The 15,047-nt window shown below is 56.4% G+C and carries 18 protein-coding genes; 7 read left to right on the top strand and 11 right to left on the bottom strand.

The window, feature by feature from the left end:
- Positions 1-6: 6 nt before the first annotated feature.
- Positions 7-282, bottom strand: a complete 276-nt coding sequence (gene rpoZ, locus AACV31_RS18925) for a DNA-directed RNA polymerase subunit omega (RefSeq protein ID WP_000135058.1) — start codon at positions 280-282, stop codon at positions 7-9.
- 54 nt (positions 283-336) lie between these two features.
- Positions 337-960 carry a guanylate kinase gene (gmk, locus tag AACV31_RS18920; RefSeq protein ID WP_007765565.1) on the bottom strand — a complete coding sequence of 208 codons (624 nt, stop codon included), beginning with the start codon at positions 958-960 and terminating at the stop codon, positions 337-339.
- Positions 961-1,217: 257 nt separating this feature from the next.
- On the opposite strand from gmk, the gene ligB reads away from it, so the two are divergent.
- The gene (gene ligB / locus AACV31_RS18915; RefSeq protein WP_165155053.1) at positions 1,218-2,903 is read left to right on the top strand and encodes an NAD-dependent DNA ligase LigB; all 1,686 of its coding nucleotides are present in this window, start codon (positions 1,218-1,220) and stop codon (positions 2,901-2,903) included.
- Between the two features lie 29 nt (positions 2,904-2,932).
- On the opposite strand, the gene AACV31_RS18910 is transcribed toward ligB, so the two are convergent.
- Both AACV31_RS18910 and AACV31_RS18905 read right to left on the bottom strand, forming a co-directional pair.
- Complete coding sequence (locus AACV31_RS18910; protein WP_007765562.1) at positions 2,933-3,550, bottom strand: trimeric intracellular cation channel family protein; 618 nt, start codon at positions 3,548-3,550, stop codon at positions 2,933-2,935.
- 169 nt (positions 3,551-3,719) lie between these two features.
- The gene (locus tag AACV31_RS18905; protein ID WP_007765561.1) at positions 3,720-4,583 is read right to left on the bottom strand and encodes a YicC/YloC family endoribonuclease; all 864 of its coding nucleotides are present in this window, start codon (positions 4,581-4,583) and stop codon (positions 3,720-3,722) included.
- A gap of 125 nt (positions 4,584-4,708) precedes the next feature.
- Between AACV31_RS18905 and rph the strand changes: the two genes are divergently transcribed.
- On the top strand, positions 4,709-5,425 hold the full coding sequence (gene rph, locus AACV31_RS18900) for a ribonuclease PH (protein ID WP_007765560.1): 717 nt from the start codon (positions 4,709-4,711) through the stop codon (positions 5,423-5,425).
- 64 nt (positions 5,426-5,489) lie between these two features.
- The gene (pyrE, locus tag AACV31_RS18895; RefSeq protein ID WP_015742958.1) at positions 5,490-6,131 is read left to right on the top strand and encodes an orotate phosphoribosyltransferase; all 642 of its coding nucleotides are present in this window, start codon (positions 5,490-5,492) and stop codon (positions 6,129-6,131) included.
- Between the two features lie 52 nt (positions 6,132-6,183).
- Here pyrE and slmA read toward each other — a convergent pair whose 3' ends face one another.
- The 3 genes from slmA to coaBC all read right to left on the bottom strand — a co-directional run bounded on the left by slmA (position 6,184) and on the right by coaBC (position 8,553).
- Positions 6,184-6,780, bottom strand: coding sequence for a nucleoid occlusion factor SlmA (slmA, locus tag AACV31_RS18890; RefSeq protein WP_007703339.1), 597 nt, complete (start codon positions 6,778-6,780; stop codon positions 6,184-6,186).
- Between the two features lie 125 nt (positions 6,781-6,905).
- Positions 6,906-7,364 carry a dUTP diphosphatase gene (dut, locus tag AACV31_RS18885; RefSeq protein ID WP_032806938.1) on the bottom strand — a complete coding sequence of 153 codons (459 nt, stop codon included), beginning with the start codon at positions 7,362-7,364 and terminating at the stop codon, positions 6,906-6,908.
- Positions 7,342-8,553, bottom strand: coding sequence for a bifunctional phosphopantothenoylcysteine decarboxylase/phosphopantothenate--cysteine ligase CoaBC (coaBC, locus tag AACV31_RS18880; RefSeq protein ID WP_015742956.1), 1,212 nt, complete (start codon positions 8,551-8,553; stop codon positions 7,342-7,344). The genes dut and coaBC overlap by 23 nt, the downstream gene beginning before the upstream one ends.
- Positions 8,554-8,727: 174 nt before the next feature.
- Between coaBC and radC the strand changes: the two genes are divergently transcribed.
- The 4 genes from radC to mutM all read left to right on the top strand — a co-directional run bounded on the left by radC (position 8,728) and on the right by mutM (position 10,952).
- On the top strand, positions 8,728-9,390 hold the full coding sequence (radC, locus tag AACV31_RS18875; protein WP_007765544.1) for a RadC family protein: 663 nt from the start codon (positions 8,728-8,730) through the stop codon (positions 9,388-9,390).
- A gap of 214 nt (positions 9,391-9,604) precedes the next feature.
- Positions 9,605-9,841, top strand: coding sequence for a 50S ribosomal protein L28 (rpmB, locus tag AACV31_RS18870; protein ID WP_004388471.1), 237 nt, complete (start codon positions 9,605-9,607; stop codon positions 9,839-9,841).
- Between the two features lie 20 nt (positions 9,842-9,861).
- A complete protein-coding gene (rpmG, locus tag AACV31_RS18865) occupies positions 9,862-10,029 on the top strand; it encodes a 50S ribosomal protein L33 (protein WP_003024094.1) in 168 nt (55 codons plus the stop codon).
- A gap of 113 nt (positions 10,030-10,142) precedes the next feature.
- A complete protein-coding gene (gene mutM / locus AACV31_RS18860) occupies positions 10,143-10,952 on the top strand; it encodes a bifunctional DNA-formamidopyrimidine glycosylase/DNA-(apurinic or apyrimidinic site) lyase (protein WP_007765542.1) in 810 nt (269 codons plus the stop codon).
- Here mutM and coaD read toward each other — a convergent pair whose 3' ends face one another.
- The 4 genes from coaD to AACV31_RS18840 form a co-directional block, all read right to left on the bottom strand.
- Complete coding sequence (coaD, locus tag AACV31_RS18855; RefSeq protein WP_105538131.1) at positions 10,953-11,432, bottom strand: pantetheine-phosphate adenylyltransferase; 480 nt, start codon at positions 11,430-11,432, stop codon at positions 10,953-10,955.
- Positions 11,433-11,436: 4 nt separating this feature from the next.
- On the bottom strand, positions 11,437-12,204 hold the full coding sequence (locus AACV31_RS18850; protein ID WP_165155055.1) for a glycosyltransferase family 2 protein: 768 nt from the start codon (positions 12,202-12,204) through the stop codon (positions 11,437-11,439).
- The gene (gene waaA / locus AACV31_RS18845) at positions 12,204-13,478 is read right to left on the bottom strand and encodes a lipid IV(A) 3-deoxy-D-manno-octulosonic acid transferase (protein ID WP_108695566.1); all 1,275 of its coding nucleotides are present in this window, start codon (positions 13,476-13,478) and stop codon (positions 12,204-12,206) included. The genes AACV31_RS18850 and waaA overlap by 1 nt, the downstream gene beginning before the upstream one ends.
- Positions 13,479-13,756: 278 nt before the next feature.
- On the bottom strand, positions 13,757-14,740 hold the full coding sequence (locus AACV31_RS18840; protein WP_165155057.1) for a glycosyltransferase: 984 nt from the start codon (positions 14,738-14,740) through the stop codon (positions 13,757-13,759).
- Between the last annotated feature and the right edge of the window lie 307 nt (positions 14,741-15,047).

Raw genomic sequence — 15,047 nt, 5'->3', positions numbered from 1 at the left:
TAGTGATTAACGACGGCCTTCAGCGATAGCGGTAACGGCCTGCAGTTCTGCGGCTTCCTGCTCCTGCTGCTCCTGGCGCTCACGCACGTCGAGGATCTGGTTGTTGATCAGACCTTCTTCGATTTCACGCAGCGCAATAACAGTGGTTTTATCGTTTTCTTCCGGTACCAGCGGATCTTTGCCGCCCACCTGCATCTGACGAGCGCGACGCGCAGCGACCAGTACCAGGTCAAAACGGTTACCAATTTTCTCTACAGCGTCCTGAACAGTTACGCGTGCCATATTTAAAAAGCTCCACAGGTGAAGAAATGACTGGGCATGATACTGAAACTACGTTCAGTCTGCCAATAGTTTGGTGATTAAAGCGTCATGTCGCTGCTTCTGGCGGCTCATACGCAGACGTTCGGCGCGCAGGATGATTTTTAAGTCAGCCAACGCGGCATCAAAATCGTCATTGACGATAAGGTAATCGTACTCCGCATAGTGGCTCATTTCCGCCACAGCTTGCGCCATACGTTTTGCAATCACCTCTTCGCTATCCTGACCACGGCCGCGCAGGCGACGGTCCAGCTCTTCTTTAGATGGCGGCAGGATAAAAATACTGCGCGCCTGCGGCATTTTCTCGCGGATCTGCCGCGCGCCCTGCCAGTCAATATCCAGGAAAATATCTACGCCCGTCGCCAGTACCTGCTCAATCGCCGCGCGCGACGTACCGTAGTAGTTGCCAAACACTTCCGCATGCTCAAGAAACGCGTCTTCTGCAATCATCGACCGAAACTGGTCGTGACTAACGAAATAGTAGTGCTCGCCGTGGACTTCGCCAGGACGCGGGTTACGCGTGGTATGCGACACCGACACCTGCGAATCATAGAGCGGTTGCGTCTTTAAAAAAGCCTGAATAAGGCTGGATTTACCCGCGCCACTGGGAGCGGAAACAATATAGAGCGTGCCTTGAGCCATGTGGTTCTACGTCTGTTGGTATGCGAAAAGAGGAGCGTATACCGCCTTATTATACACGTCGCGCTACGCTGGCGCAGTCTTTGTCGCAGAGTTCGCGTCGCTTTGCGTCATTTTGCGAGGCATTATCCAGAAAAATGGTCTCGTTTATGCAATCAGCGAAAAACCCTGGAAAACTCCTCGTAAAACATAACAACCCGCCTCGCCGCCAGACGGCGTCATGTATTACCGTCTCGCCAGGAAAGCGAAGGGGGTGAAACGTGCGCATTATTATTCTTTTATTGCTGGCCAGTCTGGCATACGAAAGCGCTTATGCGTCCTGTCCTGACTGGACGCATAAGCAGGCGCGACAGGAGGTTGCGGCGCTGGAAAGCCAACTGGCGCGCTGGGATGAAGCATACTGGCTGCGCGGCGAAAATAACGTCAGCGACGCCGTTTATGACGGCATGCGCCAAAGGCTTAATGCGTGGAAAACCTGTTTTTCGCTCGCTACGGTGAGTGACGCGCCACCGCCGGTTGCCGCCGGGCGCACGCGCCACCCTGTTGCGCATACGGGAGTACAAAAATTCAAGGATGCCGCATCGCTTTCGCAATGGATGCACGGAAAAACGGACCTGTGGGTGCAACCGAAGGTGGATGGAGTGGCGGTTTCGCTGGTTTACCGGAAGGGCGAGCTACAACAGGTCATTAGCCGTGGCGATGGTTTGCAGGGTGAAAACTGGACAACGCGCGCACGCCATATCCCGGCAATTCCTTTGCAAGTGAAAGGTGAGCTCGCTGACAGCGTGTTGCAGGGCGAGCTTTTTTTACGCCGGGAAGGGCATCTTCAACAGCAAGACGGCGGGATTAATGCACGAGCACAGGTAGCGGGCGCGATGATGCGCAACGCGGCGTCACCTTTGCTTAACGATCTGGAGCTGTTTATCTGGGCATGGCCGGACGGGCCGAAAGAGATGGAAACGCGTTTGACCATACTGGCGCAAGGCGGCTTTCCCTTAGCGCGAGCCTGGAGTCAGCCGGTGAGTTCCGTTGCAGACGTCGCGCGTTGGCGCAAGCAGTGGTTCAGCGAACCGCTTCCCTTTGTGACGGATGGCGTCGTGATCCGCGAGGCGAGAGAGCCGCCCGGAAAAAGCTGGCGTCCGGGTGAAGGCTCGTGGGTCGCCGCGTGGAAATACCCGCCAGTGAAGCAGGTAACGGAAGTAAAAGCGCTGCGTTTCGCTGTTGGCCGGACCGGCAAGATAAGCGTCGTGGCGCAACTGGAGCCGGTAACGCTTGATGATAAACAGGTGTCGAAAGTCAGTATTGGTTCGCTGACGCGCTGGGAAAAGCTCGATCTGGCCGAAGGCGATGAAGTGGAGGTGAGTCTTGCAGGTCAGGGTATTCCGCGGCTGGATGCGGTTGTCTGGCGGCCTGCAAAACGCAGTAAGCCTGCGCCGCCAGCCGCACGTTTCGATGCGCTGAGCTGCTTGTTTGCCACGGGGGCGTGTGAGGAGCAGTTTATCTCGCGTCTGGTCTGGCTTAGCGGCAAGCCTGTATTCGATCTTGCGGGAATGGGAGAGGCCACGTGGCGTCAGTTATCGAGCCGCCATCGTTTTAAGCATCTCTTTTCCTGGCTTGCGCTCAGCGTTGACGCATTAAAACAAACGCCGGGGTTTAGCGCACCACGCGCGACACGGCTCTGGCATCAGTTCAACCTGACGCGCCAGCTGCCTTTCCAGCGCTGGGTAAAAGCGCTGGGCCTGCCTTTGCCTACGCGAGCATGGCAGGCGCTGGCAGATAACACATGGCATCAGTTACAGATGCGTGATGAACGTAGCTGGCAGACGTTGCCTGGCGTAGGCGCCGAACGTGCACGACAGCTGGTCAGCTACATTCATCATCCGGATGTCGCTGCGCTGGCGCAATGGCTGGCAGAGCAGAAAATCGACGGCTTTGCGCTGCCATAACCATTGGGCGTAACGATATGTATAACGCGTCAGTGCGTTCCGGCGCGGTAATGAAAAACCGGCAGTCCGAGCCGAAAGCGCAGCGCCAGCAGACGCGCCGTAAAACCGAACAGGAGCGTTGCTATCACTACCACATCATGGCTTGAGACGTAGTGCTCCAGAGCGATATACAGCACCGCGGCGGCGAAAGAGATGCCTGCATAAAGTTCTTTCTGAAAGACGAGCGGGATGCGTTTACAGAACATGTCTCGTAATACGCCGCCAAAGACGCCCGTTACAACAGCGGCTATCGAGGCGATGATCGGGCCTTCGCCCATATCCAGCGCGATTTGCGCGCCGATAATGGAGAAAACCACAAGCCCCAGCGCGTCCAGCACCAGGAAAAGACGCCGCAGATGAGGCATCACCGGGGCGACAAAGGTGGTGATCACTGCCGCCGCGGCAACGATCACCACATACTCCGGGTGTTTGACCCAGCCCAGCGGGTAATGGCCCAGTAAGATGTCCCGGACGGAGCCGCCGCCAAGTGCGGTGGCCGTCGCGATAATAATGACGCCGAAAGTATCCATGCGGCGACGGCCAGCCGCCAGAGCGCCTGTCATCGCTTCTGCGGTAATGCCAATTAAATAAAGTACATGCAGTAACATCGTTCCCCCTGAATCAGGTCGCAAAGGGTAACGATTCATACATGACGCAACGATTGAGATTTTCTAAGGCGAGGTGTTTCGGATTAGTTTTTCTAAATCAAAGAAAGAGACAGGCTGATGTGGGCGGGCGAATTTTTATGAAAAAAGGCCCTGACGGGCCTATTAAAATTTATTCAATGTTCTGGATCTGCTCGCGCATCTGCTCAATCAAGACTTTGAGTTCGATGGCGGAATTGGTTACTTCGGCGTTAATCGACTTAGACGCCAGCGTGTTCGATTCGCGGTTAAATTCCTGCATCATGAAGTCCAGTCGGCGGCCTACCGCCTCTTTCTTTTTCAGGATGTTATAGGTTTCTTTAACGTGCGCTTCCAGGCGGTCGAGCTCTTCAGCGACATCAATGCGCTGCGCCATCATCACCAGCTCTTGCTCCAGACGGTTATTCTCAAGCTGCACCTGCGCGTCTTCGAGTTTTGACACCAGGCGCTCACGCTGCCACTGAAGAATTTCCGGCATATGCGCACGCACTTTGGTGACTTCGGCGCTGACGCCTTCGAGGCGTTGTTCGATAAGCGCTTTGAGCGCCTGACCTTCGGTTTCGCGCGCCACGATGAAATCGTCGAGCGCGCCGTCGAGCGCGGCCAAAATCTCGGTAGCGATGGCATCAAGATCCTGCTCCTGAGCGGCCATTACGCCCGGCCAGCGCAGAATATCGACCGGGTTGATTTCGCCCTCGTCGCTTTGCATTTTTACCCAGTTAGCGGCGGAAACCAGCTGCTTCGCCAGTTTTTCGTTAAGGATAAGCTCGCCCTGCGCGCTGGCATCAGGCTCAAAACGCAGGCTACACTCGATTTTGCCGCGGGTCAGACGGGTACGGAGGCGCTCGCGCACCACGGGCTCAAGGCTGCGGAACTGTTCCGGCAGACGGAAATAGGTTTCCAGGTAGCGCTGGTTTACTGAACGTAGCTCCCAGGTGGCGCTGCCCCAGTCACCCTTAATTTCTCGCCGGGCGTAGGCGGTCATACTGCGGATCATAGAAGTACCCGTTTTCTGATGTGAATGTGGGGATTATAGCTACCGCAGGTCTTACAGGATAGGAATAAGCGCTTTCAGCCCGTATAATGCGCAGCCACATTCGTTAACAAGCCGGAGATATGCCCATGCGTCCAGCAGGCCGTAGCGCATCAGAAGTGCGCCCAGTTACCCTGACCCGTCATTACACTAAACACGCAGAAGGCTCCGTGCTGGTTGAGTTTGGCGATACCAAAGTGCTTTGCACCGCCTCCATTGAAGAAGGCGTGCCGCGCTTCCTGAAAGGCCAGGGACAAGGCTGGATCACAGCCGAATATGGCATGTTGCCGCGCGCGACCCATACCCGTAACGCCCGTGAAGCGGCGAAAGGCAAACAGGGCGGCCGCACACTCGAAATTCAGCGTCTGATTGCCCGTGCGCTGCGCGCTGCGGTGGATCTTAAAGCGCTGGGCGAATTTACCATTACCCTCGACTGCGATGTGATTCAGGCCGACGGCGGCACCCGCACGGCGTCCATTACCGGTGCCTGCGTTGCGCTTGCTGATGCGCTGAACGCGCTGGTTGCGGCGGGCAAGCTGAAAACCAATCCGCTGAAAGGAATGGTTGCGGCGGTATCCGTTGGTATCGTTAACGGCGAAGCGGTATGCGATTTGGAGTATGTGGAAGATTCCGCCGCCGACACCGATATGAACGTCGTCATGACCGAAGACGGTCGCATGATTGAAGTGCAGGGCACGGCAGAAGGCGAGCCCTTCACCCATGAGGAGTTGCTCGACTTGCTGGCGCTGGCCCGCGGGGGAATCGAGTCGATCGTGGCGTCGCAGAAGGCGGCGTTAGCAAACTGATTTTTAAGGCGACTGAAAAGTCGCCTTTTTTATGCCTGCAATATGCTATCTGAGGAGCAAAGCCATGAAACCGTATCAGCGCCAGTTTATTGAATTCGCCCTTAACAAACAGGTGCTTAAATTTGGTGAGTTCACGCTGAAATCCGGGCGCCAGAGCCCTTACTTCTTTAACGCCGGTTTGTTTAATACCGGTCGCGATCTGGCGTTGCTGGGCCGTTTTTATGCTGAGGCGCTGGTTGATTCCGGCATTGATTTCGATCTGCTGTTCGGCCCCGCTTACAAAGGCATTCCTATCGCCACCACGACCGCCGTCGCGCTTTCAGAACATCACGATCGCGACGTGCCGTACTGCTTTAACCGTAAAGAGGCGAAAGACCACGGCGAAGGCGGCAGCCTGGTTGGCAGCCCGCTTCAGGGCCGCGTCATGCTGGTGGATGATGTGATTACCGCGGGTACCGCGATCCGTGAATCCATGGAAATTATTCAGGCGCACGGCGCAACGCTTGCGGGGGTGATGATTTCGCTCGACAGGCAGGAGCGCGGACGCGGCGAGCTTTCCGCCATTCAGGAAGTGGAGCGCGATTACGGTTGTCAGGTAATTGCGATTATTACGCTTAACGAGCTTATCGCGTATCTGGCGGAAAAACCGGAGATGGCCAACCATCTGGCTGCGGTAGAGGCTTATCGCCAGCAATACGGCGTCTGACAGAAAGAAAAAAGGCCGGATATCCGGCCTTTTTTCTCTGCCTGCATCGGCGTTATTGCAGCTGCGCGGCCAGCAGTGGCCAACGGGCTTCGAAATCCGCCGTCGGGCTGTAGCGGAACTCACTGCGCACAAAGCGCGACAACATCCCTTCGCAAAACGCCAGCAGCTGGCTTGCCAGCAGCGCTTCGTCAGTCGCATAGCCTTCGCCTTCGCGCATTTTCTTCTCGCGCAACACCTGGCGCAACTGCGCTTCAATACGCTCAAACAGCTGGTTAATGCGCCCCTGTAAACGATCCTGTTCAAACATCAGCGCATGGCCGGTAAGAATACGGGTCAGCCCCGGGTTACGCTCGCCGAAACCGAGGATGAGCTGCACAATCAGACGCAGGCGGTTAAGCGTCTCTTTTTCATCTTTCAGAATCAGATTAATGCGGGTAATCAGACTGTCTTCAATAAATTCAATCAGGCTGTCGAACATGCGGGTTTTGCTGGGGAAGTGGCGATAAAGCGCCGCTTCGGAAACGCCAACGGAAGCCGCCAGTTTTGCGGTCGTAATACGTTGGCTGCCATCGCTGGATTCAAGCATCTGCGCCAGAGACTGAAGTATTTCTTCGCGACGGTTCCTTTTCGCGGTTTGTTTTTCTGCCATGTTTTAAAATACCCCTGAAAAATAATCACTTGCCAGGCGAGCATCCACAAAGCGTCCGCAGGCTTTCGCCTGCGGCAATCTGTTCGCTTTATTTAACTTAAGGAATGCGCGGTTACGCGGGCAGCTTATTTACGCCCGGAGTGCCCGAAGCCGCCTTCGCCGCGATCGGTGGCGGCAAAGTCTTCAACCAGATTAAATTCCGCCTGCACCACTGGCACAAACACCATTTGCGCGATGCGCTCGCCCGGTTCAATCGTGAAGCTCTGCTGGCCGCGGTTCCAGACGGAAACCATCAGCTGGCCCTGGTAGTCGGAATCGATAAGGCCGACCAGGTTACCCAGCACAACGCCATGTTTATGTCCAAGGCCAGAGCGCGGCAGAATAACGGCGGCAAGCGTTGGATCGGCGATATGAATAGCCAGACCGGTTGGCAGGAGCGTCGTCGCACCCGGCGCCAGTTCAACGGACTCGTCCAGGCAGGCGCGCAGATCGAGGCCTGCTGAGCCAGAGGTGGCATACGTCGGCAGCGGGAATTGCTCGCCCACGCGCGGGTCCAGAATCTTAACGTCGATTTTTTTCATCATAACGGGTAACAATCTCGTCCAGTAAACGTTGGCCAAGGAGCGCCTTCCGCTCAAGCGGTAAGACTTTCTCTCCCTCCTGCCAGAAAAGATGCAAAGCGTTGGTATCGCTGTTAAAGCCGTGACCGGCTTGCGACACATCGTTGGCGCAAATCAGATCAAGGTTTTTGCGCAGGCGTTTTTGCCGCGCATATTCTTCCACATTATTTGTTTCGGCAGCAAACCCGACAACATAAGGGCGATTTTGTGAGAGCGCCGCGACGCCTGCGACAATATCGGGATTTTTCACCATTTTCAGCGTCAGCTCATCGCCCTGTTTTTTTATTTTTTCAGAAGAAATGGTCTCGGCCCGGTAGTCCGCGACGGCCGCGCAGCCGATGAAAATCTGCTGCTGCTGCGCACGTTGCTGAACGGCGGCTTCCATTTCCAGCGCGCTCCCGACATCGATTCTCTCCACCCCAGGCGGCGTCGCCAGGGCGACCGGCCCGGCGACCAGCGTAACGCGCGCGCCGCGAGCGCTCGCTGCCGCCGCAATCGCAAACCCCATTTTGCCGGAGCTGTCGTTGGTGATATAGCGCACCGGATCCAGCCGCTCACGGGTCGGACCCGCGGTAATCATGATGTTGAGATGTTGCAGATCGTTGACAGGCGCGAAGTGGTTTGCGGCAAGCTCCACAATTTCTAGCGGGTCGAGCATACGGCCGGGGCCAACATCGCCGCAGGCCTGACTGCCGCTGTCCGGCCCCCAGATACGTAAACCACGCGAGGCGAGCTGCTCGATATTCTGCTGCGTCGCGATATTACGGTACATCTGCTGATTCATGGCCGGGACGACGGCGACAGGCGACGGCGTGGCGAGACAAATCGTTGTCACCAGATCGTTCGCCATGCCCGCGGCGACGCGCGCAATGAGATCGGCGGTGGCGGGCGCGAGAATCACTAAATCCGCCCATTTGCCCAGTTCAATATGACCCATTGCGGCTTCAGCTGCCGGGTCAAGCAGGCTGTCTGACACAGGGTAGCCGGAAACGGCCTGCAGGCTCAGCGGCGTAATAAACGCTTTCGCTGCCTCGGTCATTGCAACGCGCACTTCCGCGCCGCGCTCGCGCAGACGGCGCACCAGTTCCGGCGTTTTATACGCCGCAATGCCGCCGCTGACGCCCAGAACGATTTTTTTACCGGCAAGGCCCATGGTCTTCTCTTCCTGTCACTTTCTGGAAAGCGGGCATTTTATCACAATCCCAAAAACTGCGCGGCGGTATGAAATTTAAACTTTGCGAGACGTCGCGCAGGGATGAAAAACCGCTGTCGCCAGCCTCTGGCCGCCAGCGGATAATGGCGTAGCGACATAAGGGCAGGGAAGACGATGGCGAAAATGGACTACGGGCCGCGGGAAAAGCTCATGCGATACGGCGCGGCGGATTTAAGCGATGAAGAATTGCTGGCGATTTTCCTGCGTACCGGGACGCCGGGTATGGATGTCATGACGCTGGCAAAACGGCTGCTGGCGCATTTTGGCTCGCTGTACGGGTTGTTGTCGGCGGATATCGCGCCATTTCGACAAATTGGCGGCGTCGGCATGGCGAAATACGTGCAGCTCAGGGCCATCGGCGAACTGGCGCGGCGCTATTATCGCTCGCGGCCCAACGAAGAGACGGCGCTGCTGAGCCCGACGATTACGCGTGAATTTCTGGAAAGCCAGCTGGCGGAGCAGGAGCGCGAAATGTTTCTGGTGATTTTTCTTGATAGCCAGAACCGTATTATCAGGCAAAATACGCTGTTCACCGGCACGCTCAGCCATGTTGAAGTGCATCCGCGGGAGATCGTTCGCGAGGCGGTACGGCTCAACGCCGCCGGGATTATCCTTGCGCATAATCACCCTTCCGGGCACGCCGAGCCCAGCCGGGCGGATAAAATGGTCACCGAGCGTATCGTAAAATGTTGTCAGCTGGTGGACATTCGGGTGCTTGACCATCTGGTCATTGGGCGTGGAGAATACGTTTCTTTCGCCGAACGTGGGTGGATATAAGCCAGACGTGGCGATCCTTAGCGATCTTTATCTGTTCGGGACTTGAGCAGACGGTCCCGGCAGCGTATACTACGCCACCTTTGAGAATCTCGGGTTTGGCATGTGGGCCTGGCAATGCGAGTTCCATTGAACCGCCAGACTGGGCCATCAGGCCTGACGAGGCTGCCAACACCCTATACGAAGCTCGAGCTAATTTGATTTTTGGAGAATAGACATGTCCCGAGTCTGCCAAGTAACTGGCAAGCGTCCGGTGACCGGTAACAACCGTTCCCACGCACTGAACGCGACTAAACGCCGTTTTCTGCCGAACCTGCACTCTCACCGTTTCTGGGTTGAGAGCGAAAAGCGTTTCGTTACTCTGCGCGTATCTGCTAAAGGTATGCGTGTAATTGATAAAAAAGGCATCGATGTAGTTCTTTCTGAACTGCGTGCCCGTGGCGAAAAGTACTAAGTACTTAGAGGAAATAAATCATGGCTAAAGGTATTCGCGAGAAAATCAAGCTGGTTTCTTCTGCTGGTACTGGTCACTTCTATACCACTACGAAGAACAAACGTACTAAGCCGGAAAAACTGGAACTGAAGAAATTCGATCCGGTTGTCCGTCAGCACGTTCTCTACAAAGAAGCTAAAATCAAATAAGATTTTTGTCCGATTTGTACAAAAACCCCGCTCCGGCGGGGTTTTTTGTTTTCCGAACCGCCCTCATATCTTCTGTTACCGCTCCCTGTTAATGAACTCACGCGAGAGACGCTATGCCTGAATTACCTGAGGTGGAAACCAGCCGTCGCGGGATTGAACCGCATCTGGTTGGCGAAACGATACTGCACGCTGTTGTACGTAACGGCCGCCTGCGCTGGCCGGTATCTGATGAAATCCATGCGTTAAGCGACAAACCCGTTCTCAGCGTGCAGCGTCGCGCCAAATACCTGCTGCTGGAACTGCCGGACGGCTGGATAATCATCCACCTTGGCATGTCCGGCAGCCTGCGCATCCTGCCGGAAGAGCGCCCGGCCGAGAAGCATGATCATGTCGACCTGGTGATGAGCAACGGCAAAGTGCTGCGCTACACCGACCCACGCCGTTTCGGCGCCTGGCTGTGGACGCGTGAACTCGAAGGCCACAATGTGCTGGCGCATCTGGGGCCGGAGCCGCTAAGCGACGCCTTTAACGGCGCGTACCTGCGGGATAAATGCGCGAAAAAGAAAGTCGCGATTAAACCCTGGCTGATGGATAACAAACTGGTGGTAGGCGTCGGTAACATTTACGCCAGCGAATCGCTGTTTGCCGCCGGGATCCATCCCGATCGGCTGGCCTCGTCGCTGTCGGAAAAAGAGTGTGAACTGCTGGCCCAGGCGATCAAAGCGGTGCTGTTACGATCAATTGAACAGGGCGGCACGACGCTGCGCGATTTTCTGCAAAGCGACGGCAAACCGGGCTATTTTGCGCAACAGTTACAGGTCTACGGGCGCGAAGGTGAACCGTGCCGGGTGTGCGGCACGCCGATTCTGGCGGGGAAGCATGCTCAGCGCCGCACCTACTGGTGCCGACGCTGTCAGAAGTGATTAACGCAGCTTTTCCAGCAGCGCCTGGTGAACGTGCGCAGGCAGGAAGTGGGAGACGTCGCCCTTGTGGCGCGCCACTTCCTTCACCAGGCTCGAGGAGATAAACGACCACTCTTTCGACGGCATCAGAAAGACGCTTTCAAGCGACGGCATCAGATGCCGGTTCATATGCGCCAGCTGCATCTCATATTCGAAATCGCCCGCGGTGCGCAGGCCGCGCACCAGAACATTCGCCTGTTGTGCCTGCGCGAAGTTCGCCATCAAATCACTAAAACCGGTCACGCTGACGTTCGGCAGATGCGCCGCGGCTTGCTGCGCGAGCTCTACGCGCTCATCCAGGGAAAACATTGTCTTCTTATGCGGACTGGCGGCGACCGCCAGGATCAGCTCGTCAAACATGCTGGCTGCGCGGGTGATGATATCGAGATGACCGTTGGTGATCGGGTCGAAAGTACCTGGGTAAATCGCGCGAGTGGTCATAGCGTTACTTTTCCGTAAAGCCGCGGTTCAGCGCCCACAGCTCGGTATATTTGTTGAAGGTGTACTGGGCGTTAACGACCGCCAGCAGCCAACCCTGTCGGCCATCCAGAACGCCTGCGCGCAGTATCAGCGTTTTGCAGAACGCGGCCAGCGTGCGCCCGAAGATCCCCGCCACCGACACCTTCTTGCCTTTCCGGTGGCGCTCGTGCGCCCAGGCGGTGGCGTAATTCAACTGCTTGCGCTGGAAGCTGGCGAAATCGCGGCAGGTCAGATGCAGCAGGTCGCCCGAAAGTGTCGCCACGCGCGCACCCGGCGCGTCGAGCGATTCATGCACCTGATTATCATTATAGCGATAGCGCTCGCGCGCATAGAGGCGGGTGACGCGATCCGGATACCAGCCGCTGTGGCGCATAAAGCGTCCCAGAAACAGATTACGACGGGCGATGCTGTACACCGTCTGCGGATCGGGGTTTTCAAGCACCTGATGAATCGCCTGCGCCAGCTCCGGCGTCACGCGCTCGTCAGTATCGATCATCAATATGTAGTCGCCGCTGGCATACTGTTGGGCCCGCTGACGCTGAACGCCGTAGCCCTGCCAGTCGCTTTCGGTAAACACTTTCGCACCAGCGGCTGTGGCGATTGCGACCGTGTCATCGTTGCTGCCGGAATCCAGCACCACGATTTCATCAGCCCAGGCCACAGAAGCGAGGCAATCCGGCAGCAACGCTGCCGCGTTTTTAGCAATCATCACCACCGAGAGGCGCGCGCGCATCAGTGGCTCCGCTGCGGAAGGTAGGGCTGTAGCAACTGCAACAGGCGCTGTAGCGCGCCCTGGTTCTGGTGCAGCACTTCTACCGCATGGCGGCCGTACCAGAGCCGGTAATCTTCGTCGGTCAAAAGCGTGGAGATTTCTTTCACCAGTGAATCGGCATCGGTGACGGTGATAAGCCCGTCGGCTTCCTGCAATTTGGCGCAGATATCTTTGAAGTTAAACGTATGCGGGCCCATCAGCACCGGAATGGCGTGCGCGGCAGGCTCCAGCGGGTTATGGCCGCCACGCTCGACAAGGCTGCCGCCGACAAAGGCGAGATCGGCGATGCCGTACAACAGCATCAGTTCGCCCATCGTGTCGCCAATGACCACCTGCGTACTTCCGGACGGAATTTCGCCGGTGCTGCGCAGCGTAAAGCTAAAGCCCGCTTTCTGTACTAAATCGCGCGCGTCTTTGAAACGTTCCGGATGGCGTGGCACCAGGATCAGCAGCAGGTCGGGAAAAGTTTCCAGCAGCTGGCGATGCGCCTGCAGAATAATCGCTTCTTCGCCATCATGGGTGCTGGTGGCAATCCAGACCTGACGGCGCGGCGCCCACTGGCGACGCAGCGTAATCGCGCGCGCAGCCAGTTCCGGCGTTACGGAAATATCGAATTTCAGGCTGCCGGTCACCGCCAGCTGGTTGCGCTTAAGGCCGAGCGCGGTAAAACGGCTGGCGTCTTCATCATTCTGCGCGGCAATCAGCGTGATTTTCGCAAGCAGGCGGCGCATAAACCCGCCGAGCTTTTGATAGCCTTTGGCGGAGCGCTCGGAGAGCCGGGCGTTGGCGATAACCAGCGGAATTTTGCGCTGATGTAGCGCGGAAATCATATTCGGCCACAGCTCGGTTTCCATGACGATCACCAGTTTTGGGCGCACCGTTTCCAGAAAACGGTTCATGGCGCAGGGCAGATCGTAAGGCAGGTAAACGTGATGCACATCTTTGCCGAAAGCCGACTGCACGCGCTCAGAGCCCGTCGGCGTCATCGTGGTGACGGTAATCGGCAGAGACGGATAGCGGTGGCGCAGCGCGCGCACCAGCGGAATGGCGGCCAGGGTTTCGCCTACGGATACCGAGTGCAGCAGGATACCGTCCGGCAACACTTTTCCCTGACAAAAGCCGTAGCGTTCCCCCCATCGTTTGCGATAGGCAGGGGCTTTACGGCTGCGGAGCAAAAGCCGCACCCAGACAAAAGGCTGTATCAGGTAGAGCAGAGCGGTATACAACGATTCCAAGCTAATATCCGTTATTTTCTGTATCGGCGGGCAAATTCTAAGCATTTCACCGGGGTAAAGCTATTGTTTTGGCGCCAACAGGAGAGTTTTGCCTGCCGGCAGTATACAGATAAGCACAGAGAGGAAGAAGCGGGCGGCGGCGACCGCCCGCGGCATCAGGAATTATCAGGAAAAAGCCCGCGCGCAGGCGGTGTTACGGTATCCGTATGATGCGCAATACGTTCCGAAAACGCGCCTGTAAATACACAGGCGCTGTGGTGGCGCCTGCATAGACTCTTTTAGCCTGCGATTTTCTTAAGGCGGAAGAAACGACGACCCAGACGCCAGCGCTGCTTAAAGCCGCGCGCGTTTTTCCAGATCATCTCCCAGATGCCCCGATCAAAAAGCTCACGCGTGATTTCACGTTTCTTTGAGGGATCTTCAATATTATTAATGCTATGCAAGATCCCCAGCCCTTCTTTAGCGATCTGCCAGTGACATGCCGGAGCGCGTTTCACCTGCTCCGGGTAACGTTCATTAATCGCGTTCAGCATCTCCAGTATTTTCATATAGTGGCGAGCTGAGCGCATACGCGTGTCATCAGTACCTGGCGTATGTGACACCGATGCGGCGTGGATCAGATAGTCATACAGCGTCTCGTCGATATACTGCACCCGCTGCGCCGTCAGCAATACTTCTGTGGTCCACGGGATATCCTGATGGCGCAGGCCATGTTCGAAGCTAAAGCCGTGACGTTTGATAAAGTCGTGGCGATAGATATTGAGCCAGGTGACATGCAGGAATTTGCGTGAGCTTAGCGCCATCTGCAGCCATGTTGGGCCATCCAGAACGCCCGTCGAACCGAGGCGGTCTGAGGGAAAAATTTTCTTCGCGGGGCGACCGTCATCATAGATGTAAGTACCGTTGCAGGTCGCGACATCCAGATTATTTTGCGTGGCAATATCCAGCAGGCGGGGGTAAAGCGTCGGATAGATAACGTCATCGATATCCGGAAACGCCAGGTATTGCCCATGGGCCAGCGCAAGCCCGGTGTTACGGGCCGCGGATACGCCCTGGTTTTCCTGTTTTACATGCTGAAAACGGGAAAATTGCGCGCGGTAGCTTTCGGTGATTTCAGCGGAGCGGTCGGTCGACCCGTCGTCCACGACGATAAGCTCAACGCTGTCTAATTGCTGACTTTTAATGCTGTCAAAAAAGGCGCTCAGGAATTTTTCGCCATTATAAACCGCGACAATAATACTCAGAAGAGGGGTATCAGACATGCTTTCTCCGTTGGATACCGGGGGTACAGGCAAACCGTCATCATCTGACGTTATGGCTTATCGACAGCTTACCGCGCTGGCCGTTTGCCAGATCGTTGTTCCAGTGGTGCTTATTATCTATGAAGTAATAAAGAAAGCCACAAGCGTACGCCCGTTCCCCCTCATTGCGGATGCATTGCTGCGCCGGGTTGTGTAAGGTGCGAGCCAGTCAGGCTGCCATTGCGAGGCGCAAACGTCTTCAATGGCAGAATAAAAAGTGCGAACCATTAATAAAGCCAAAGGTATAATTGCCGCCGCACAGGCCGGT

The sequence above is a fragment of the Cronobacter sp. EKM101R genome (assembly GCF_963888145.1).
Lineage (GTDB): Bacteria > Pseudomonadota > Gammaproteobacteria > Enterobacterales > Enterobacteriaceae > Cronobacter > Cronobacter turicensis.
Note: the sequence above shows the minus strand (reverse complement) of the source record. Positions and strands in the feature narration are given on the sequence as shown.

What these genes read in the sequence shown, in the direction of transcription:
- rpoZ (WP_000135058.1), bottom strand. Translation starts at nt 282, where the DNA reads ATGGCACGCGTAACTGTTCAGGACGCTGTAGAGAAAATTGGTAACCGT.
- gmk (WP_007765565.1), bottom strand. Translation starts at nt 960, where the DNA reads ATGGCTCAAGGCACGCTCTATATTGTTTCCGCTCCCAGTGGCGCGGGT.
- AACV31_RS18910 (WP_007765562.1), bottom strand. Translation starts at nt 3,550, where the DNA reads ATGTTACTGCATGTACTTTATTTAATTGGCATTACCGCAGAAGCGATG.
- AACV31_RS18905 (WP_007765561.1), bottom strand. Translation starts at nt 4,583, where the DNA reads ATGATCCGCAGTATGACCGCCTACGCCCGGCGAGAAATTAAGGGTGAC.
- rph (WP_007765560.1), top strand. Translation starts at nt 4,709, where the DNA reads ATGCGTCCAGCAGGCCGTAGCGCATCAGAAGTGCGCCCAGTTACCCTG.
- pyrE (WP_015742958.1), top strand. Translation starts at nt 5,490, where the DNA reads ATGAAACCGTATCAGCGCCAGTTTATTGAATTCGCCCTTAACAAACAG.
- slmA (WP_007703339.1), bottom strand. Translation starts at nt 6,780, where the DNA reads ATGGCAGAAAAACAAACCGCGAAAAGGAACCGTCGCGAAGAAATACTT.
- dut (WP_032806938.1), bottom strand. Translation starts at nt 7,364, where the DNA reads ATGATGAAAAAAATCGACGTTAAGATTCTGGACCCGCGCGTGGGCGAG.
- coaBC (WP_015742956.1), bottom strand. Translation starts at nt 8,553, where the DNA reads ATGGGCCTTGCCGGTAAAAAAATCGTTCTGGGCGTCAGCGGCGGCATT.
- radC (WP_007765544.1), top strand. Translation starts at nt 8,728, where the DNA reads ATGGCGAAAATGGACTACGGGCCGCGGGAAAAGCTCATGCGATACGGC.
- rpmB (WP_004388471.1), top strand. Translation starts at nt 9,605, where the DNA reads ATGTCCCGAGTCTGCCAAGTAACTGGCAAGCGTCCGGTGACCGGTAAC.
- rpmG (WP_003024094.1), top strand. Translation starts at nt 9,862, where the DNA reads ATGGCTAAAGGTATTCGCGAGAAAATCAAGCTGGTTTCTTCTGCTGGT.
- mutM (WP_007765542.1), top strand. Translation starts at nt 10,143, where the DNA reads ATGCCTGAATTACCTGAGGTGGAAACCAGCCGTCGCGGGATTGAACCG.
- coaD (WP_105538131.1), bottom strand. Translation starts at nt 11,432, where the DNA reads ATGACCACTCGCGCGATTTACCCAGGTACTTTCGACCCGATCACCAAC.
- AACV31_RS18850 (WP_165155055.1), bottom strand. Translation starts at nt 12,204, where the DNA reads ATGCGCGCGCGCCTCTCGGTGGTGATGATTGCTAAAAACGCGGCAGCG.
- AACV31_RS18840 (WP_165155057.1), bottom strand. Translation starts at nt 14,740, where the DNA reads ATGTCTGATACCCCTCTTCTGAGTATTATTGTCGCGGTTTATAATGGC.